Source organism: bacterium (genome assembly GCA_036382775.1).
Taxonomy (GTDB): domain Bacteria; phylum Hydrothermota; class Tepidihabitantia; order SM23-42; family JAOAFX01; genus DASVHD01.
On the sequence record DASVHD010000029.1, the window covers coordinates 86750 to 107472 of the forward strand.

At 50.2% G+C, this 20723-nt stretch carries 20 protein-coding genes and 2 tRNA genes; 18 read left to right on the plus strand and 4 right to left on the minus strand.

Annotated elements, in window-relative coordinates:
* Window positions 1–54 precede the first annotated feature (54 nt).
* From VF399_05610 to VF399_05635, 6 genes are all read left to right on the plus strand, one after another.
* A complete protein-coding gene (locus VF399_05610) occupies window positions 55–666 on the plus strand; it encodes a hypothetical protein (protein ID HEX7319815.1) in 612 nt (203 codons plus the stop codon).
* Between the two features lie 15 nt (window positions 667–681).
* Window positions 682–1926 (plus strand): hypothetical protein, encoded by a 1245-nt coding sequence (locus tag VF399_05615; protein ID HEX7319816.1) that lies wholly within the window; start codon window positions 682–684, stop codon window positions 1924–1926.
* A gap of 215 nt (window positions 1927–2141) precedes the next feature.
* Window positions 2142–2212 (plus strand) — tRNA-Gln (locus tag VF399_05620).
* A gap of 137 nt (window positions 2213–2349) precedes the next feature.
* The gene (locus VF399_05625; GenBank protein HEX7319817.1) at window positions 2350–2643 is read left to right on the plus strand and encodes a GIY-YIG nuclease family protein; all 294 of its coding nucleotides are present in this window, start codon (window positions 2350–2352) and stop codon (window positions 2641–2643) included.
* Window positions 2644–2733: 90 nt separating this feature from the next.
* On the plus strand, window positions 2734–4509 hold the full coding sequence (locus VF399_05630) for a right-handed parallel beta-helix repeat-containing protein (protein HEX7319818.1): 1776 nt from the start codon (window positions 2734–2736) through the stop codon (window positions 4507–4509).
* A gap of 17 nt (window positions 4510–4526) precedes the next feature.
* Window positions 4527–4991 carry a hypothetical protein gene (locus tag VF399_05635; GenBank protein HEX7319819.1) on the plus strand — a complete coding sequence of 155 codons (465 nt, stop codon included), beginning with the start codon at window positions 4527–4529 and terminating at the stop codon, window positions 4989–4991.
* A gap of 125 nt (window positions 4992–5116) precedes the next feature.
* Here the strand turns inward: VF399_05635 and VF399_05640 are convergent, their stop codons facing one another.
* The 4 genes from VF399_05640 to VF399_05655 all read right to left on the minus strand — a co-directional run bounded on the left by VF399_05640 (window position 5117) and on the right by VF399_05655 (window position 8500).
* The gene (locus tag VF399_05640; GenBank protein HEX7319820.1) at window positions 5117–6004 is read right to left on the minus strand and encodes a hypothetical protein; all 888 of its coding nucleotides are present in this window, start codon (window positions 6002–6004) and stop codon (window positions 5117–5119) included.
* Between the two features lie 99 nt (window positions 6005–6103).
* Window positions 6104–6391, minus strand: a complete 288-nt coding sequence (locus tag VF399_05645; GenBank protein HEX7319821.1) for a hypothetical protein — start codon at window positions 6389–6391, stop codon at window positions 6104–6106.
* 15 nt (window positions 6392–6406) lie between these two features.
* Window positions 6407–8335: a T9SS type A sorting domain-containing protein gene (locus tag VF399_05650; GenBank protein HEX7319822.1), complete on the minus strand. Its 1929-nt coding sequence runs from the start codon at window positions 8333–8335 to the stop codon at window positions 6407–6409.
* A gap of 83 nt (window positions 8336–8418) precedes the next feature.
* Window positions 8419–8500, minus strand: a tRNA-Leu gene (locus tag VF399_05655).
* 549 nt (window positions 8501–9049) lie between these two features.
* On the opposite strand from VF399_05655, the gene VF399_05660 reads away from it, so the two are divergent.
* The 12 genes from VF399_05660 (at window position 9050) to VF399_05715 (ending at window position 20696) form a co-directional block, all read left to right on the plus strand.
* Window positions 9050–9697, plus strand: coding sequence for a hypothetical protein (locus VF399_05660; GenBank protein HEX7319823.1), 648 nt, complete (start codon window positions 9050–9052; stop codon window positions 9695–9697).
* Window positions 9698–9791: 94 nt separating this feature from the next.
* On the plus strand, window positions 9792–10505 hold the full coding sequence (locus VF399_05665; GenBank protein HEX7319824.1) for a class I SAM-dependent methyltransferase: 714 nt from the start codon (window positions 9792–9794) through the stop codon (window positions 10503–10505).
* Window positions 10506–10539: 34 nt separating this feature from the next.
* Complete coding sequence (locus tag VF399_05670) at window positions 10540–11064, plus strand: 2'-5' RNA ligase family protein (protein ID HEX7319825.1); 525 nt, start codon at window positions 10540–10542, stop codon at window positions 11062–11064.
* A 106-nt stretch (window positions 11065–11170) separates the two neighbouring features.
* Window positions 11171–11890 (plus strand): hypothetical protein, encoded by a 720-nt coding sequence (locus VF399_05675; GenBank protein ID HEX7319826.1) that lies wholly within the window; start codon window positions 11171–11173, stop codon window positions 11888–11890.
* A gap of 9 nt (window positions 11891–11899) precedes the next feature.
* Window positions 11900–13201, plus strand: coding sequence for a DUF512 domain-containing protein (locus VF399_05680; GenBank protein HEX7319827.1), 1302 nt, complete (start codon window positions 11900–11902; stop codon window positions 13199–13201).
* On the plus strand, window positions 13189–14475 hold the full coding sequence (gene der, locus VF399_05685) for a ribosome biogenesis GTPase Der (protein HEX7319828.1): 1287 nt from the start codon (window positions 13189–13191) through the stop codon (window positions 14473–14475). Before VF399_05680 ends, der begins: the two co-directional genes overlap by 13 nt.
* 38 nt (window positions 14476–14513) lie before the next feature.
* On the plus strand, window positions 14514–15104 hold the full coding sequence (gene plsY, locus VF399_05690; GenBank protein HEX7319829.1) for a glycerol-3-phosphate 1-O-acyltransferase PlsY: 591 nt from the start codon (window positions 14514–14516) through the stop codon (window positions 15102–15104).
* On the plus strand, window positions 15101–16099 hold the full coding sequence (locus tag VF399_05695; protein HEX7319830.1) for an NAD(P)H-dependent glycerol-3-phosphate dehydrogenase: 999 nt from the start codon (window positions 15101–15103) through the stop codon (window positions 16097–16099). The genes plsY and VF399_05695 overlap by 4 nt, the downstream gene beginning before the upstream one ends.
* Entirely contained in the window at window positions 16100–16432 is a 333-nt protein-coding gene (locus VF399_05700; protein ID HEX7319831.1) for a MerR family transcriptional regulator, read from the plus strand.
* A 123-nt stretch (window positions 16433–16555) separates the two neighbouring features.
* Window positions 16556–19246, plus strand: coding sequence for a DUF2723 domain-containing protein (locus VF399_05705; GenBank protein HEX7319832.1), 2691 nt, complete (start codon window positions 16556–16558; stop codon window positions 19244–19246).
* A gap of 6 nt (window positions 19247–19252) precedes the next feature.
* Complete coding sequence (locus VF399_05710; GenBank protein HEX7319833.1) at window positions 19253–20206, plus strand: tRNA 4-thiouridine(8) synthase ThiI; 954 nt, start codon at window positions 19253–19255, stop codon at window positions 20204–20206.
* 1 nt (window position 20207) lies between these two features.
* Window positions 20208–20696, plus strand: coding sequence for an HIT domain-containing protein (locus tag VF399_05715; protein ID HEX7319834.1), 489 nt, complete (start codon window positions 20208–20210; stop codon window positions 20694–20696).
* Window positions 20697–20723 lie beyond the last annotated feature (27 nt).

Sequence of the window (20723 nt, forward strand, 5' to 3'; positions counted from 1 at the left end):
GCGCGTCAACAAAGTCCTTGACTTTATACCTGCGATGAAATACAATTACCGGTTATGAGCCATTTTATTGTTCTAGTCGCCCTGGTCACGATGCACACCGTCAGTTCAAACAATGGACAATTCACGGGTATTGTCGATTACACGGGCGCACACGAACTAAAGACGAAATCATTCACGCTTCATCACAACGGCGTGGTTCTCTACGCGCTTGAAAACCCTGCTGCCATCACCTATTTTATAAGTAATTCCGGAACCGTGTTCGCGTGCAATGAGCAGCGCCTGTATTTTTATGACCGGTCGGGCGCTTCCCGCGTGCTGGCGGAGTTGGATTATCCCAATGGTTTTGCGTTCAGCCATGACAATTCTCTGTTTTTTGCTTCGGATAAAAATAGTCTGTACGTCTTTTCAGCACGGGGAGACCAGATTGCGACCCTGCTTCCCTGCCGCCTGTTCGCCGTCAATGATCACAATTCGCTGGTCGCTTCCGTTTCCTCGGACACGCTGTATGTTCAGGACATACGCACCGGAGATCTGCTGAACCGAATGCTTCTCAAAACGCCGTTCGTACGCGCGCTCTCCTTTATCGATGACCATACTGTATCGGTTGAAGAACCTTTGATCATCGAGCGGTTCGACTGCTTAACCGGTAGCGGCGAAAAGGATTAACAGGGACCTGCGGCAATGAACGCCTTTTTGCTTATCCTTCCCCTGCTCAGCGTTGGCTGGCCTCTTGACCCGCAGAATACCACGCACCCGCTCGGCAACAACTGGGGTGAATACCAGGACTACGGCGGTTTCCCTTACACCCATCCGGGTATCGATGTCATGGGCATGTCGATCGGCCGGCCGGTTTACGCGGTTCACAAGGGCACAGTCAAAGCATGGCTGACGACCCAGGCTGAATGGCACTGGCGTCTGGCCATCGCTGACACGAATATTTCAACCGATTCCGTTGAAGCCTGGTTATACGCGCATATTGATGCTAACCAATACCATAAAAATGTCGGTGATAATGTTGCTGAAGGCGAACTTATCGGATACCTTGTTGAATGGCCGGTTCCTGGCTTTGACCACTGCCATTTCGCGCGGATCAAGGATATCGGAACGGTCTGGGACTATGCCGACTGGGCGTTCGTTCAAAATCCCCTGGTGATCATCACTCCCTATGCCGATACGGCGAAACCCGTTTTCGAAAACGCTTATGGTGCGTACAAGTTCGCGTTATGCACGAATAACACGAGCACTTACATCAGCCCGACAAATATCACGGGGAGCATTGATGTTATCGCGAGGATCCATGATAAGACCGGTCTGGCCCTGCCCCAATATCCGGTCTGGGAAAGACTGATCCCGTTCCGGATCACGTACGAGATCCACGGGCCGCAGAATGTCGCGAACCGGCTCTCGTTCGTTTTCAAGGGATATTTTAATTATGACAGTTACGTAACGACCATATACAAAGATGATGCGACCTGCAACACCCAGGGTGATTATGAATACCGCGAATATTATTTTATCGTGACGAATACCGACGGCGACAGCCTGGTTGAATCCGGTGACGCGAGTTATTCATGGAACACCACCGGCATTCCTGCCGGTCACTACTGGATCGTTATAACCGCTTATGACGCGGCGGGTAATTTCAAGATCGACAGCATGGAAGTAATAAAAATGGGCCCGCACGTTGAAGAGGGCAAATGCGCGGAGAATTATTTGTCGCCAGTTCTGATCCCGAATCCGATCCGCGCCCGGGAATTGGCGCCATTATCATCGGTTTTGAAAAACAATAACGACGCAGTTTTGTATAACAATAACGGCCAGGCATTATCGATTAATACGATATCCGCACTGCCTGAGGGCGTATATTTTCTGGTCGGTAAAAAAGACAACCGGTCTTTCACCCAAAAGATCGTAATCATAGAATAAATCGGCTTCGTTCCGACTTACACACTCATTCCATTTTCTATTTTCCATCTCCACGCACGGCTTGACTTGATTTCACTGCTGAATATAATATCATAGTTTCAGTTGCCTGCATTCAATAAAATTGATTGTAGTTTTGAATTTGGTATTTTATAATTTGAAATTGTTTGGGATTTAGGATTTAGTATTTTGAATTTACCTTGTACAGCAAGGTCTATTGGGGGATCGTCTAAGGGCAGGACGATTGGCTCTGGACCAATTGATCGGGGTTCGAATCCCTGTCCCCCAGTCCTGAACCAGAGAAAATCCTGCAGATTTTCACGGTTCATGATCGTGAAGTGTGCCTCGCTTGGCGAGGCTCTACTTCATGGATAAATGAATGTGGCTTATAACAACTTTATGGGCACTCACGAATTGACAATTTCTATGCTCAAGCACTGTGTTTACGTACTTTACAGTTTAATTGACAGCCATTTTTACATTGGCTTTTCCTCCAACCTCGAGCAGCGCCTTGCTGAGCACGCAAGCGGAAAATCTGCCAGCACCGCCTCCCGTCGTCCTTTCCGTTTGATCTTTTGCGAATATTACTTTTCCAAGAGTGATGCCTTAAGACGGGAGAGGTATTTTAAAACTACTGCCGGGAAGAGGACACTTAAATTGATGCTTCAAAGAAGTATAAAAGAAATTTCGAACAACAGCAAAGAGGTTTTGAGAGATTAATCAGAGAAAGGTAAAAATGAAATATTTTTGTACTTAAATCTTGACAATCCGCATCCATTGCTTACAATACAATTAAAAGAGGGGGTGGAAATGAAATCTAGGATCTCAATAGTTTTTTTCTTTGTATTCCAAATATTGTTCATCAGTCTGATCAGCGCCAACACGTACTACGTCGCCACCTGGGGCAGCGACGATTCCTCGGGCACTCTTACCAAACCCTGGAAAACCATCAATAAAGCCGCCGCGACCATGATCGCCGGTGATTCGGTCTTTATCCGGAGCGGAATATACAAGGAAAATATCTATGCCGGTGTTTCCGGCACAGCTTCTGATCCCATCACCTACGCGAATTACGACAACGAGGAAGTTATTGTCGAAGGCGGCGAAGCGGTGACCGGCTGGATCCAGGATGCCGGCAACCGCTACCGCGCGAGCGTCAGTTTCACTCCTTCACCCCGGTTCAGTTCGTCGCGTGACCCGTCGGGCAATCTCGGCGGGCTTGTTCTGCAGGACGGCGCAAAGATGGATTACGCGATGTCCACGAGCCCCGCCGCGGTTGATTCGCCCGGCGATTACTACATGAACGATTCGTCTAGCATGGGACCTCCGTACACAATGTACGTATACATCCGCGACCTGGGCCAGGGTTATGACCCGAACAATTACGAAATGTTGCTCGGCCGGTTCCGCAAGGGATTTGATCTGGACGGAGGCGAGGATTACCAGGTCGTTGATGGTCTGACCTTTCGCGATTACAACGACAACGCGATCCATTCGATCGGCTCGAACTACTGCCAGTTCAAGAATCTGATACTTTACAGTAATTTCATCACTGGCGTTTATCTGACCGACTACTCGCGTTATTGCACGATCGAACGCTGCTTATTCTGGGATAACGGCCACGGCGGGATCGAACTTGCCCGCTCCAACGGCGTTACCGTGAAAAGAAATAAATTCACCGCCATCGACCTCGGTGACGGCCGGGGCGGGAACGGCGCGCACATGTGGCTTGGCCCGATCGGCCTGTTCTGCGATTCCTGCCTGGTCGAGAACAATATCGGGTTCAGGACCGGCTCGGGTTACACCAACAACGCTTTTATTTACGTGAACGGCAGCTACAACACGGTGCGGCACAACAGCGGGATCCGTTTTGGCACGGGCGGCATCGCGCTGTACGACGGCGGCGATAACATTGTGATCAATAACGCCATTGACTGCGATATCGGAGTCGCCTGCATAAATGTATTTCCAAACGCGGTCACGGACAGCGGTCAGTTTATCCAGTTCAATGATCTTTACGCCCAAAATCCGGTCGGCAGGTATCGCTGGAACGGGATCGCGTATAACAGCCTGGCTGAATGGCAGGTCGCGTCGGGTCAGTCCAACAACATCGACAGCATCCCCGGTTTTGCCGATCCTGATAGCGAAGACCTGAGCCTGGTGTCAGGCAGCGACTGCATAGACGCGGGTACGGCCGTCAATGCTTCAGCGGAAGATTACGACGGCAGACCACGGCCGCTTGGCCCCGGTTATGATATCGGCGCTTATGAATACCCCATTTTTGGCGCTTCTGAGCTATATCATCCTGGATTAGCGAACTTTGCGGCTCAAATATTCACAGAGCCAAACCCATCGTCAAAGGGTATAAAAATAAAACGTTCGTACCCGAACTCAGCCGGCCGTTTGCGCGTTTTTGATATCAGCGGACGGCAGGTGCGTGAATTTACGTTCTGCGAACATCAGCAGGAAATATACTGGGATGGCAAAGATAAGACCGGATCAAATGTCCCGGCGGGCAGTTATTTTGTTGTTTATACGGACGACGAGCATCTCGTTTCCGGACGAAGCATGATCCTGGTAAAATAACAACCATAGGAGGAAAAATGATGACGACAAAAAATTTTGCAAAAATACTGATCGCAGTGCTGTCGATGGCCGCGTTGCTGCCGGCCCAAACTCAGACCGCACCGGTCAGCACGCTCACCGAGCTGACCGCCGTTTCCAAGGGTGACATGGCGGCGATCCAGCTAAATCTATACGCGCCGGTCTGCTGGCGTGTCAACTGCGAGCAGTACGATGTGCAGATCTTCGCGATGTTCGACCGCAACAAGGCAAAATTAGTAATAGATATCTACGGACTGAAAGACAAGGTCGAGGATGCTCAGGTCGCAATCAGCTATTTCCTGAGCCTGCTGATAACAGATTATTTCCCGTTCTTCAAAAGCGCGACCGGGATCGAGATCCAAAAACTCACGGACCTGCGCATCCAGTACCGGAACCGCGCTGAAGAGGGCCGCAAGGTCATTATTATCTGGGAAGAGGGCAAGTTCAAATATCCGTTGAACTAGTGATTCCCGTTAGAGAACTGCGTCCTCTAACGGAGATTTCTCTGATTTCTAAAATTTACCGCCGATTTATATTGGCGGTTTTCTCTAACGGGACGAACGCCGTTGTCCGACAGGACGGTTGATCTTTATTTTATCTTTACAGCTTTTAAGATCGTTCCTTCATCGATAGTCATGAAATAGACGCCGGGTCCGGCCTGTCCCGGCTTCACGCGCCGCCCGCAGGCGTCGTAGAAAGTACTTTTTTCATACCGCTTGAGCATTTCAGCTGAAAACAATACCGTCGGCAGCCGCGTGACCGCCGGTTTCGTCATGGCCGGTCTCTCCGCGACCGTGATCGGGTCATCGACCGAGCCGTACAGGTCAAAACCATCGTGGTATTCTGCCCAGACCGCAAGAAATCTTGAAGCAGAAGCCGCGATCGCGGGATTCTGCCGTTCGCAGGACAGGGCCGTATCCGAAACCAGACAAGGATCGCCGATCGGTTTACCGTCGATACCGACATAACGACAATAGACCTGGTCAAAATCATCCTGCCAGGCGACAAGAAAATTACTGCCATTGAAAGTAACCGCGGGATTTTTTTGCGTGTCATCTTTGCGCACGATACTCGTTTTATCACCGATCAGCTGGCCCGATAAAGACACGGTCTGGCTGAAAACATCGAGATCACCGCCCGGCAGATTGAAATCCGACCATGCGACAAGGTAAACGCCACCCCCGCAGCCGACCGCAGGGTCAGCGGATGATGCCAGGATCGCGCCGACGCAGAATGCAGTATCCATGGGAATTGCCTGGGCGTCAACGAACCGCGCCCACACCCCGGAATATTCCCTGGACCAGACGGCCATTGAATTAATCCCGTCCGATGCTACGTCCGGATAATTGTTGCCGTCATTGACGGTGTAACCGGTATCCATGACTACACCCTGGGGCGACACGCGCGAAGCGACAATGCCCTTGGTCAGGCGCGTATCTACAAAAACGATGATATGATCAGAACCGTTGAAGACCACGGACGGGATATTCTGGCCGCCGTCGACATTGCTGATAAATACGGTATCGAGGATCTCAAGTTGGGGGTTGACCCGCAGTCCCCAGACGTCGGCATTGCTTCAGCAGCTGTCCTGCAGCACGACCAGAAAATTGATGCCGTCGAACGCGGCATCGACAAACTCGGTTCGGTCGCGCAAGATCTCGATCCCCTGCGGGTCAAGGACCTGGCCGTCTGTGGTCACACGCGCGGCAAAGACCGAGCGGTCGGGCGAGTAATATCTGAGATCGTTCCAAAAAATGTAATACTGACCACACGCATAGACGACCGCAGGGAGATTTTGGTCATTGGTGTCGACCGCGACCGGGAAATCAAGCCCCGATACAAAAAGCAGCAAAAATAAATGCATGGATATTGCGATATCCTACCGGGTTTTAACGATCTTTTTTATTTCTTTCCCGTACGAAGTTTCTATTTCAGCAAAATAAACACCGGCTGGCATCAATCTATCGGGTATCCATTGAGGGTCATCAGTAACCGCAACCACCTCGCCGCTCACATTGAGGATCCTGACCGAAATGATCTCCCCGGTCTTGCTGACGAACCTGATGGATGCGGAAAATGGATTGGGCGCGGCTGTGCTGGTTGGCGCCAGCACGCTAACGCCATCGGCTTCTTCGATCCCGATCATAGCTGAGGTTTCATTGCTCAGTCTTGATTCGGTGAACGCTTTGATGTTAGCGGTGGCGCAGTAATAATAGAGGATCCCCGGTCCCGCGGAATAGTCCGCATAGAACGTATCAGCGACCAGCAGCGCATTGATCTTTGTATAGGGACCACCCGTTATCAGACCGCGGTAAATGTTGTATCCGGAAATATCCGGTTCATCGTTCTTAGCCCACACGAGATCGATATGATCGGAAGCGCCAACCGCGGAGAGATTGACCGGCGCTTTGGGATGGAACCAGCCGGTATTCCAGGAATCGTGAAAGAAAGTCCCCCAGTCGTTCATGTATCCTTTATATGGCACGCTGTCCAGGGTCCAGAGGTTGACCGCACCGTCATTGGTGACCAGCGCGATCTCGATGTCGCCGTCATTGTCCACATCAGCCACGGCCGGGCTGTTGACCGTAGCCGAACCCGTCAAAGTTACCGGCCAATCGGTCGCGACCGACCCGCTGCCTTCATACGCCCACAAGTTGCCCGCGGTCAGGTTATCACCGATGATCACTTCGCGCACTCCGTCATCGTCCACGTCAAAGACGATCGGTGAGCACTCCATCATCTCGCAGTCGACCGGCCAGCCTGGAACCTGGCCGCCAGTGTGATGGCGCGCCAGCAGGTTGGGACCGCCCCAAACGTGCCCGCCGCCGAAAATTTCCAGATCTCCATCCGCGTCGATATCACCGGTCACCGGCGTGGTATATGTCTGGGGGCCGGGAAAGGTCTGGGGCCAGCCCGAGTAATTACCCGCGTCATGGTGGTAGATACCGATATAATCGACGTTGCTGAGATAATAAGAATGAAGGATCTCCAGGTCGCCGTCGTTATCCAGGTCTGCCAGCACCGGTTGAGCGTAGCTCATCCCGCCTGCGACATTGAGCTTGGGCCATCCGGGCTCGGTATTGCCGTTCTGGTCCCATACGTAAACTGACCGGTATGCCAGAGCCACGATCTCAAACAACGCATCATTATCAATGTCTGCTACGCTCGCGGTCGCGACGCCGAGATAATCAAGATCCTTGGGCCAACCGGTATAAACGGTACCGTTGTGATGCCAGATATACACGTGCCCGGGCTGTCCCGACTGCATCTGGACCATGATGATCTCCAGGTCGCCGTCGCGGTCAAGGTCAAAAAGCGCGGGTGAAACAAAACCGATCACGCCGTTCGCGTTCTGGGGCCAGCCGGAAAAAACAGTACCGTCGTGGTTATATACATAAACGTAACCGTTGCGGCAAGCAATGACGATCTCCAGGTCTCCGTTATTGTCAAGATCGCCAACCGCCACCTTTGCCTGCACCATCGCCGGCAGGGTTATGGGCCATCCCGTCAGCGCGCTGCCATGATAATCCCAGGCATACACCATATTGCTTGTGGAACCAACGATGATATCGAGCGCACCGTTATTATCGATATCGACCAGGGCGACGCCGCTCGGCGCGTAACTCGGGTTGACGCCTATGGCCTTGGGCCAGCCTGGCATCTGCTGGGGCGGCGCGTTGATGATAATTTCCGGTTGGATGCGGTTCCCATTGCGGTCAACGTATGTGGCGCCATTGAGGTCGGCTGTTATATTTTCAGCCGCGTTCTGTGCAGTCAGTAAAATTGCGAACAATATTGTTGCTGTCATAACACCCCCCTTTTTTATGTGCAGCCATTCCGTGTCATCACTTCATCTCTTCTTCTTGTCATTTTAATCATATGATGAAGTTATGCCGGAGGGGGGATTTGAACCCCCATGCCCGAAGGCCTACGCCCCTCAAACGTATGTGTCTGCCAATTCCACCACCCCGGCTTTGGTCTCTATTTATTATTTTATTATTACAGCTATTAACTTATATCACTTTATCACGCAATAATACCACAAAAATTAGAAATGTCAATATCACAGACGAATAAGGAGTTCTTTAACTCACATTGACATGGAACAAAAAATATATAAAATCGTTCCATGGATAGAACAATTAAAACAATTCTGTTGGAATGGCAGAAGAGGAAGTTGCCGGCGATAATCAGCCGAGATAAAAGAGATAAAAGGCAGCTGCCATTGTTTGTAAACTTTCAGACCTTATTTCTTCCGATATTTCAATACTTATTTTTCAATGAATGTGAAATTAAAATTGTTGTAAACTTTTGTTTTTAAGAATTATAGCCATCGAAAAACCGATCGTTTTAAAAAAGACAACAAAGGTATTATGAAGTCGGTCCTCGAAATTCGATATTTCCTCTGAATCAATTGACTTCGCTTAAAAACCTCATATAATATGACATTGAGGAAAAGTAATATGAAGACATTAGGTAAATACTGCCATTACCAATTCTCGCTGAATACTAACATATTATTATGAAGTTACGTAATAAGATTTGTATCGGCATTACAGTCTCAGCGACTGCGGTAGTTGTTGCCATCGCGATGTACGCGTGGCATACATCCATAGTGAAGAAACTTGAATACGATCAACGTTTGTCCGATAAAAATCTTAAATCAAAAGAGATGCTTATCGGCAACCTGAAAGCCCGCGTTACAGCACTCGAGAATGAAATTTCAGGGACGCCAGAGGCGTTACCAGGTGATCTATTGAAAATTTATTCATACAATGCTCAGGTTAATGTGGGAACAGTCCAGTTTTGCATTTGGGTGCCGAATGAGTATTCAGTGAACCAAAAGCTCAAACTGATTGTCGCATTTCTCATGAAATATAAATTCAACAAAGGAATGATCGAGTTAATGCGCATCGAACAGCGGGGAGACAAGAAAATTGCGATCGTTAATTTGCACGAAACGAAGGAATGCCCTTTTGCCTGGAAGGGACTATATTTTCAGGGTTCCTGTGGAGGCGGTGAGACCACGTATATTCTAAAGAACACCTTCCTACAGCCTAATTACACCGGTGCTTGGATCCATGGTGTCGAATTTTGGTACGAAGGCGAAGCAATCAAGGAAGGTGATTGGGATCATATCTCTCTCCACGGAACGATGTATAGAAAGTGAAAAAGGCAAGAGAGTTGATTTGGGATCAGTTCTTGAAACTGGGGAATATGGTGGATAGGTCGGTTTTTGTTGCATGATAAGTAGTTAATATTACATGAAAAGAAAAAAAATACAGAAAATGATCCGGTACTATGACGAGCGAGCAGAAGAGTACGATGAAGTTTATTTTGGTAATATCCCGCGCATGTATAAGGAGTCATACAACCGGGTCGCCGCCAAGATCGTCAGATTAAACAGAAAAGACGTCAAAAACCTAATCAAGATTGCCGGGAAATTCGGACAGGGGCATTTGATAGACATCGGATGTGGGACCGGTTTTTGGCTGCAGTATTATGCCGGAAATTGTAAACATATAACACTAATAGACCGGTCAAAAAAGATGCTTCGCGTTTGCCGCCAACGGATCAATAAATTGGCCTTAAGAAAAAGATGCAAATTGACCGGCGGCGATTTTTTCAAATTCAAAATCGCCAAAGATTCTTACGATAGCGCGTTTATTGGATTTCTTGTGAGCCATCTGATCCCGGAAGATGAGGATATGTTTTTCGATAAATTGAAGGGGATCTTAAAACCCAATGGCAAGGTTTTAATATTTGATTCGACCTGGAGTCCAATACGAAAAGGCATCAGGGCAAAAGAAGGTTATCACGAAAGGATCTTAAATGACGGACGTAAATTCAATATTTACAAACGGTATTTCACAAGATCCGATATAACCAGGATGTGCAAAAGACACGGATTGAAGCTGAATTCACTGCATATGGGTAAAGTATTTTTTGCCGCTATTGTTTACATTGACTTCGCTTAAAAACCTCATATAATATGGCAGCGAGAAAACTGAAATGAATTATTCTACCGAATTGTTTTTCGATAAAAATTCGGAAGACAAAATCAAAGAATACATCGATATGATCCACAAAGAAGATATTAAAAATACTTTTTATGATCTTGGCGCACTGCCGCACATATCCCTGGCAGTATATAACGATGGCATAGATCACCTGGAATTAATCAAAAAACTGGAAATCTTTCAGTTAAATAAATTGAATATCAGTTTTAAAAACATCGGCTATTTTTGTTCTAAAGAGAACGCCATATTTTTAAGCCCCAAAATAGATCCCGAATTACTGGATCTGCATAAAAAATATCACAAAGAATTCAAGAAATTCATCAAAAGCGAGTGGAACTATTACCTGCCGGAAAATTGGGTGCCGCATTGCACGGTGGCGCTGGATCTGACCGATGATGATTTTATTAAAGCGGTCAAAGTATTAAAGAATAATTTTGAACCATTGGATGTAACGATCGAGAGAATCGAGTTTATTAAATTTAGACCGATTGAGCGGTTGTTTTTAAAACAAATTTGATAATTTTAAACTAGTCACAAATTGTGTCGACAGCTTCATAATATATTAGCTCCCATGCTTGCCACTTGCATTTAGGGCGATTTTTTCTATAATCAATCCATAACCTATGATCCTGCTCATCGAACCGAACGCACAGCTGCGTAAACGGCTTGCCGATATGGTCAGCCGGGAACGCATAATCGGCGTGTCCACCTACAATGAAACTCTGGAAATGCTGTGCAAGTTCAAAAATGACATAAATCTTATTATTGCTTATATCCGCATCCTCCAGGAAATCATGGAACATCAAGCCATCTACCGTTTGTGCGACCGTCTCTATATCAAGATGCCGCCTATACTCGCGCTATGCCGTAAGGGAGATAAAGCAATCCATAAAGAGCTGACAGAAAAAGACAAAGAACTGAAATGTTTGGACTATGACCCCGATGACACCATGTTTCCGGAAAGGTATGTTAAAGCCTTAAGGGAACTCTACCCGGATATCATTGCCGACGTAAAAACTGCCACTGACGTCTGGCTGCGCGGTGATGTTGAAATTCGGGTTGTCCCGAAGGAATGGCTGACAGAACATGGTTTCATTAAAACAGATGGACATAAAGCTGACAAACAAACTATCTTTAATGTCGACGAAACCGACAAAATTTTGTGCTTGATTCGGCGTCTTTTATCAGTGACTGAAGAAAAAAAGGCTGAAGCTCCGGCTGAGCCTTCTGAAGGCATTGATCCCAAAAATGAACATGCAGTCTTGGCTAAAAAATACCAACTGCTGGTACAGCTGATCAGGGAATTGGGGCGTACTTCAGGATTATTTAAAAACAAACCCTGAGATCGACCCATGACCATGGCCGCAATAGTCAGCAGTTCGCGCGACGAGAGGATCCCGGCCGGCTCGGGGCTGATCTCGATTAACAAACATCTGGTCGAGGATTTTCTTGATTTCAAATTTCACAATGACGTGGAGGCGGCACGTACGATCTCGATCGCGCTGGATGGCCGCAAAAAGAATATCGTGTTCAAGCCCGGCGAAAAGATCAAGATCGAAATAAAAGAACCACAATACCGCCGGTGTGAGAACGACTGCGCGTACTGTTTTGTCAACGGCCTGCCTAAAGATCTGCGCAAGGAACTTTATTTCAAGGATGACGACTACCGCCTTTCATTCTTGCACGGCAATTTCCTGAGCCTGACCAATGTCACGGACGATGACGTAAACCGGATCTCCAGACTGCGTCTGACCCCTCTTTACATTTCGGTCCAGGCAACTGATCCCGCACTTAGACAGAAGATCTTCGCCAATAAAAAAGCCGGTCTGATCCTGGAACAGTTGCGCGCGCTCGCCCTCAATAACATTGAACTCCATACCCAGATCGTGATCGTGCCGGGCCTTAATGACCGGCAGATGGAAAAAACGATCGATGACCTGGCGCGTCTCTATCCCGCAGTGCGATCGATCGGCGTTGTACCGGTCGGGATTACCAAATTCAATAAACACTTAAAACCGGTCAGCAAAAAACAAGCCCAACAGATCGTGAAAAAATGCATGGCCATGCAGAACCGGTTCCGGGCTTATCATGGCAAAGGCATTGTTTATCTAGCTGATGAATTCTTTATCAAGGCCGGCTGGCGCATGCCGGATTCCGGATACTACGACGGATTTCCCCAGTATGAGAACGGTATCGGAATGATCAGACATTTTCAGGACGAAGTCAGCCAGCTCAAACCGAAGGCAGTAAAGAAATTACGGGGCAAATATCTTTTTCTCACCGGACATTTGGCGGCGCGGTCTCTGAAATGGTTTGGAGACCAACTTGAAAACGCCAGCCCGAAGATCAAGGTCACCGTTACACCTGTGAAGAACACGCTTTTTGGCCGATCAATAACGGTATCGGGTCTGATCGGCTCGCGAGACTATAGAAATGCTGTTTCAAAATACGGCCATGGTTATGATAAGATATTCCTGCCGCCAAACTGCGTGAACCAAAACGGCCTTTTCCTCGACGAATCCGTTCCCCATTCTTTCTCATATCCTCATAACCTCATAGCTTCCCATCCTCGATCCTTATCGCATCCCCTTTTCACCGGTAAGGTGAAAGTATCACCCTATCGCGTAGCCGAGTTGATAAAATGCCTGCAATAGCCATCGTCGGCCGCAAGAACGTCGGCAAGTCAACAATCTTTAACCGCCTTATGGGTATGCGGTTGAGCATCGTGTACAAAGAACCCGGGGTCACGCGGGACCGGCTTTACGGTGAGATGATATGGTGCGGCCGGAACCTCGACATCATTGATACCGGCGGCTTTTTCCCTGACGAAGAGCTTCCTCTGGCGCGGAAGATCTCGCGCCAGATCGAACTAGCCCTGCGCGAAGCCGACCTGATCTACTTCGTGGTCGACGCCAAATCAGGATTGACGCCGAGCGACGAGGACATCAGCAAAGAGCTGCGTAGGACCGGCAAGCCGGTGTTCCTCCTCATCAATAAGATCGATAACCGGAAAGACGATAGTAAAGCGTTCGAATTCGGCAAGCTCGGGTACCGCGATATATTCCCGGTTTCCGGAGAAGGCGGTTTTGGGTTCGGCGAAGTCCTCGATGCCACGCTTAAAATACTGAAGGTAAAACTCGCGCCCGCAGGTTCGGCTGAACAGGTGATCAAGCTCTTGATCGTGGGCCGACCCAATGCGGGCAAATCAACCCTGTTCAACGCGATATTACGCGAAGAACGCGCGATCGTCGATGAAAAACCCGGTACGACCAGGGACCTGATAAACGCGCGCTTCAAGCACTCAGACCGCGTTTTTGAAATAATCGACACCGCCGGGATCCGCCGCAGATCGCGGGTCAAGGAATCGATCGAGTTTTACTCTATGATGCGGGTGTTTCACTATATCGAACAGGTCGACATCGTCATCCTCATCTTCGATATCAGCCAGGGCGTCGTGAAAGAAGACTGCCGGATCGTCAACCTGGCTTTATCAAAAGCAAAGGGTGTTGTCATCGTGCCCAACAAGATCGATCTCGTCCCTTCCAAGGACCGCCGGAAGATCCTCCCGTCGGTCCAGAAGTCCCTCGATTTCATTGACTTCGCGCCGGTTATTCCCATGTCGGCCAAAGACGGCAAAGATGTCGATACATTACTCAACCATATCATGCATGTTTACGCGGAGTTGAACAAAACTGCCGACCGTCAGGTGCTCGAAAGTATCGTACCCCAGATCAAGCCCCCGCCCGGCGGTGCGATCAATTCCATTGTCCAGGTCGGGAAAAAACCACCCGTATTCAACGTCAGCACGACGGTACCGGTGCGGGAGAGCTACCTTGAATACTTGCGCAATTTCATAAGAAAATATTTTGGTTTTACGGGGGTTCCGATCCTGATGCGAACAAAGATCCGGAGGGGGAGCGCCGAGTGAACTAGCGCTGCGACCGGAAGGAGGCCCATATTAATATCGTGATCATCTATCTTGTTTCCTTTGCCTTTGGTTTTGCCATCGGCATGATCCCTTTTTCTTATATCCTGGGCAGGATCAAAGGCGTCGACCTGAAAACGTCCGGAAGCGGCAATATCGGCGCGACCAACCTCGGCCGCAAACTGGGCATGCCTTTTTTCATCATGGGGTTCATCCTGGATGCGCTTAAGGGTCTCGCTCCAGTCTTGCTGGCCCGATCCCTCTCGTTCACCCCTGCTCTGGCTGGAGCCGGCGCCATTGCCGGGCATATTTTCAACCCGTTTTTCAGGTTCAAGGGCGGCAAGGGTGTTTCCACCACGGTTGGCGTGGCACTCGGCCTGACGCCTAAATCTTTCCTGCTGGCGATCGCGGTCTGGTTGATCATCTATCTGGCAACGTTCATCGTATCGCTGGCATCCCTGTGTCTTGCATTTATGCTGCCGGTAATTATAATAATATTAAAGGAAGCTGATACCATGGCGCGGATTCTAATGATCGTGATCTGTATTTTGATCATCGTCGCCCATAATAAGAATATCAAGCGCCTCATCAATGGCACCGAACCAAAGACCATTTTCTGGGGAAAAAAATGAAGATCGGAATCCTTGGCTGCGGCAATTGGGGGTCGGTATTTGGCATAATACAGGCCCGCAACGGGCATACAGTCAGGATCTGGGAGTTCGATAAACCGCGCGCCCAGCGCGTCAAAAAAACACGAGATAATCAGCCGTTCCTGCCGCAGTGCAAGCTACCTGATGAGATCGGGATCTACTGGGAGATCGAACCGGTACTGAAAAGCGCCGACCTGGTGGTCTTCGCTCTACCCTCCCAGGTCGTGCGAAAAGTGATAAGCGATATTCGCGCTTTGAGAACAAACCTTGGGTCCAGCCTGGTGCTCAGCCTGATCAAGGGGATCGACATCCAAACCCTGCAGCGGCCTTCGGAGATCATCTCGAAACTGCCGGTCCGCCGCGATCGCATGTTCGTCCTTTCAGGACCTTCGATCGCGAACGAGATCATTCGCGGCGAGCCGACCGCGGTCGTCCTGGTCGGCCGCAACGCGCGCCGTGCTCGGTCCCTGCAGGGACAACTGGCGACCAGATCGTTCCGGATCTATGAAGGCCGGGACCTGGTCGGCGTGGAGCTGGGCGGCGCTTTGAAGAACGTCCTGGCGCTCGCCTGCGGCATCAGCGACGGACTGGGCCTGGGCGCCAATACTAAAGGCGCCCTGATCAGCCGGGGGATCAAGGAGATCCAGAGACTGGGCGTGCGCATGGGAGCCCGGGCATTGACGTTCTTGGGATTGTCCGGGATCGGCGACCTGATAACGACCTCATTCAGCCGGGAATCCCGGAACCATGCCTACGGCACTCTTATCGGCCAGGGCCTATCGCGCGCGAAGATCGAACGGGACATGGTGATGGTCGCCGAAGGCGTGCCCACGGCCCGGGCAGTTCATAAACTTGCGGCCAGGCACGGGATCGAAATGCCGATCTGCGGCGTGGTCTATGATATTTTATACCGGAACAAGCCGCCGCCGCAAGGGATCAAGGAGCTGATGACACGACCCTTACGAAAGGAGGGTTAAATGATCGAGAAGGAATTTTTTTCCATCAATGAAGTATCGGAGATGTTCAGTCTGAAACCATATATCCTGCGTTACTGGGAAAAGGAATTCGCGATGTTAAGACCCCGGAGAAACCGGGTCGGCCGGAGGTTCTATACTAAAAAAGACATTGACATCGTCAAGACAATAAAGACCATCCTTTACGACCAGGGTTTCACGATCGCCGGCGCCAAAAAGAAGCTGGCCATGATCACCGAAGGTCCCGAGCAGCTCTCCCTGCCCCTGCACAACGCGGCCAAGATCCTCAAGGAGATCAAGGACGAGCTGTACGCGATCCGGGATCTTCTAGCCTAGGAGCAGCGCCATAAGGTAAACTGCCGGCCCCGATAACGATCTAAATCATATTATTATCAGCTGTTCTCTGAACTTTATCTTGACTTTAGATATTACTTAAATATAATCGTGATTGGAGGTTTAATGGACCCTAAGAAATTACAGAAAATATTGCTTGCCATCCTTTTAGTGCTCGCCGGAGTTATCTATCTGTACACGGTCGCGCCCACGCTTTCCTTCTGGGATTGCGGTGAATTTATCGCGTCGGCCTATACCATGGCAGTACCCCATCCGCCTGGAACACCCTTTTACGTGGTCCTGGGCCGGGTCTGGATACTTTTCGTCGGATTGTTCGCCGCCATCTTGCCTATTTCCAAGGAAGTAGCGTGGCACATGAACCTTCTCTGCATTGGTTTTTCGCTGGGCGCGTTGTATATGCTTTTCAAGCTCATGCTGAAGATCTTCAGCCTCTGGCATAAGAACGGCAATCCGATCATCTCGACGATCATCGCTTTCGCCACCGCGCTTGCCGTGGCATTTTTCAACACGTTTTGGGGGAACGCCATCGAGACCGAAATTTACGGCGCATCGTCATTCCTCGTGCTCTTGATACTCTATCTGGTCGTACTCTGGTATGAATCCGTGAAGAACGGCGCCGCTAAAAACCACTTTTTACTGATGGTTTTCTACCTCATCTTCATGTCAACCGGCATCGGCCTGATGCCGTTCCTGCTCTTTGTGCCGATCTACGTGTTCATCATTGTCGTCGAGCGGCGATACCTGAAAGATCCGCTCCTCCTCCTGCTCGGCATTTTCCAGCTGCTTTATTTTCCGCTGTTATTCCTAGTCCAGCCGACCCTCTACACGCCCATCTTGATCGTCCTCGGCATCATCCTCTTCGCCGGAATAGTCTTTCCCCTGTATAATCATATTAAGTACCATAACTGGAGTTTCTTCTGGATCGGAGTGGCGTTGGTCATCATCGGCAGTTCCTCGGAATTGTATATGCCTATCCGTTCGGCAGTGCTAACCAAACTCTATAAAGATCCCAAGGCGACGACAGAATACCTTTCTGGGAAGAACGTAGCCCCGCGCATCAATGAATGCGAACCCGGAGAGAACTTTGCCGCATTCAACAACGTTTTGCACCGCGCCCAGTATGGACCGCAGAGGATCATACCGCGCCAGACCCAGGACGAGACCGGTTTCAACCTGATCCAGGGTTATGCCGAGCAGATCTTCCTGTTCATTCGTTATATGTCGTGGCAGGTCGCGCCCGAGGATGTCAACCGGCTCCTGCGGGCCGTTCTGCTGACTTTATTCTACGCCCTGTGCATCTGGGGAGCGGTCGAGCTCTTCAAGCGGGAAAAGAAACTGTTCATCCTGATGATGCTGGCCCTGTTCATGCTCTCCTTTGGGATCGTCGGTTACCTGAACCTGAAATTCTCGCCGTCCGATGCCAACGCCAAGCACCAGCCGCGCGAGGTCAGAGAGCGCGATTATTTCTTCCATTCAAGCCACGTCATGTTCGGGATCATGATGGGGATGGGGCTTTTCGGCATGGTCGAGTGGCTGGACAAAGAATCAAAGAAAAACCGGCTGGCACAAGCCGGCGCCCTGGGCGGTACCGTGGTCTTTGCCATCATGCCGCTCTTCACCAACCTGCACGTCAACAACCGCTACAAGAACTTCATACCGCGGGATTACGGATACAACATGCTCATATCCTGCGATGACGAAGCCGTCATTTTCACCAACGGCGACAACGACACGTTCCCCCTGTGGTTCGTGCAGGAAGTGCTGGGGTTCAAGCGCCGCGTGATCGTCGCGAACCTCTCGCTCATCAATACCGACTGGTATATCCGCCAGCTCAAGGAGTGGGGCGCCCCGGTAAAATTCAGCGAATACGTGATCAAACGACTGCAGCCGTTCATGACCCAGGACCGCCGGATCATTTACGTCAAGGACATCATGATCCGACATATCATCGCGGTGAATGCCGGCATTGAACTTAAGGACGAGGATTACTTTAGCTCCCAGCCGGAGTTCGCGGCCAAGTACCTGAAAGGCTACCGCGGTAAAAGGCCGATCTATTTCGCCTCGACCGTGTCGGCTGACAACTACCAGGGGTTCGCTCCGTACCTGAAGCTGGAAGGCCTGGTCTACCGGCTGGTCGGCGACAGCATTCCGTTCCCTTATCATATCGATATCAAGCGCACCGAGGATTTTTTCTACACCACGTACCGCTACACTGGCGTATTCGAACCCCAAAAGCAGCAGGCATTGAAAACGATATTGAATGATTTTGACCGGCGCAAGAAAGAACAGGAGTTCCTGGACCGCCCTATCGTCAAAGACGAGAACACCCAGCGGCTCTACAGCAACTACGCGGCCGGGCTTTTTTACCTCGGTCTTGTTCTGAAAGAACGCGCCGATATCCAGGGGACGCTTAATGCCTGGCGCTTCGGCCTGATGTTCGAACCCGAAGGCAGCCACACTTTCTATTTCAATCTGGGGCTGCTGTATGCCCAGCTTGGCGCTACGGACTCGGCCGATTTCTACTTCTCCCGGATCAATGTGAAGGACCCCCAGATCCTGACGCAGATCGGCGGTGTCTACCGGATGGTCGGACAATTTGACAAGGCTCTGGAGTACTTCAACAAGGTCATCCAGCTTAACCCCAGGCTGCCGCAAGGTTACATGGGGCTTTTGAGCGTTTACCTGGACTCGACCATGAATGATACAAATTCAGCGAAAAACGTGCTTAAAGACTGGATCCGGATGAACCCGGGTGACACCACCGCGATCAGCATGCTGAAGGAGCTCGGAGGCTAAAAACCGATGAAAACAGTAGTGCTCTATTCGGGAGGGCTTGACTCCACCCTGGCCCTGGATATCGTCAAAGGATGGGGCGCCGAAGTTTACCCGCTCCACATTAACTACAAGTTCCTATCGACAAAATCATTGCCCAAGATCCCTGGTCTCAAGGTCATCGATCTGACCAAGAACCTGTTAAAGATCATCCGGAACCCGAAATTCGGTTTTGGCAAGAACCTTAATCCCTGCATCGATTGCCGCATCATGATGCTGAAGAAAGCCAAAGCCTACATGAAGGAGGTCAAGGCTGATTTCATCGTGACCGGCGAGGTCCTTGACCAGCGGCCCATGTCCCAGCGCCTGGACGTGATGATCACGATCGAACGCGAAGCCGGGGTTGAGGGCATGGTCGTCCGGCCGCTAAGCGACGGCCTGCTGCCGCCGACGATCCCGCTGAAAAAAGGTCTGATCAAGCTCGAGGGCATGTACAAGATAAGAGGCCGCTCGCGCAAATTCGAGTTGTACCTGGCAAAAAAGAAGAACATCACGGATTTTTTCCCGCCCGCGGGCGGATGCCTGCTTTGCGACCCTGGTTTTTCCAAAAGGCTCGCTGACCTGATGCGGCACCAGGAAGATATCTCGGCCGATGATATCGAGCTGCTCAAAGTAGGCCGCCACTTCAGGCTCGCGCCGGATACGAAACTGGTCGTCGGCCGGCAGGAGGCGGAAAATGAGATCCTTGAGGAATTGCAGACATCAAAAATGTACCTATTGTATGTACCGGACACGGGTAGTCCCAACACCCTGCTGCTTGGCGACAAGAAATACCTCAAAACGGCCGCCGCCGTGACCGCCCGGTACAGCGATAAGAACAAAGAGCCGCATGTCGAGGTCGCGTACAAACACCGCGGCAAAATCAAAAAACTGCTGGTGAGCCCGATCCGCGAGGAAGAACTCTCCCAGTGGAGAGTCGCCTGACATGGAAAGGATGTGGGCTCCATGGCGCGTCAAATATATCCGTAAGACCGGCGGCGACTGCTTCCTCTGCGAAGCTCTGGAAAAGAAAGATCCCGCCCAGTGTCTCATTATCGAAAAAGGCGCCCTGGCCTTTTCCATCATGAACCGTTTTCCATATAATAACGGTCACATTCTCGTCGCGCCCTTGCGTCACGTCGCGTCGCTCGAGCTCCTCAATGACGGTGAAGTCCTGGAAATCAACCGGCTCCTGTCGCGCCTGATCAAATCGATCAACCACACGATGAAACCGCACGGCTACAATATCGGCATTAACCAGGGCCAGACCGCGGGTGCCGGGCTGGTGACCCATGTCCACTTCCACTGCGTACCAAGATGGCAGGGTGATACCAATTTCATGCCGGTCCTTGGCGATACAAAAGTCATCTCCGAGGGTCTCGCGTCGACCTACAAAACGATCAAGGAAGGCTTAGTCAAGTTGAATCAACTGTAATACCATCCATGCCCAATTACCAATTAC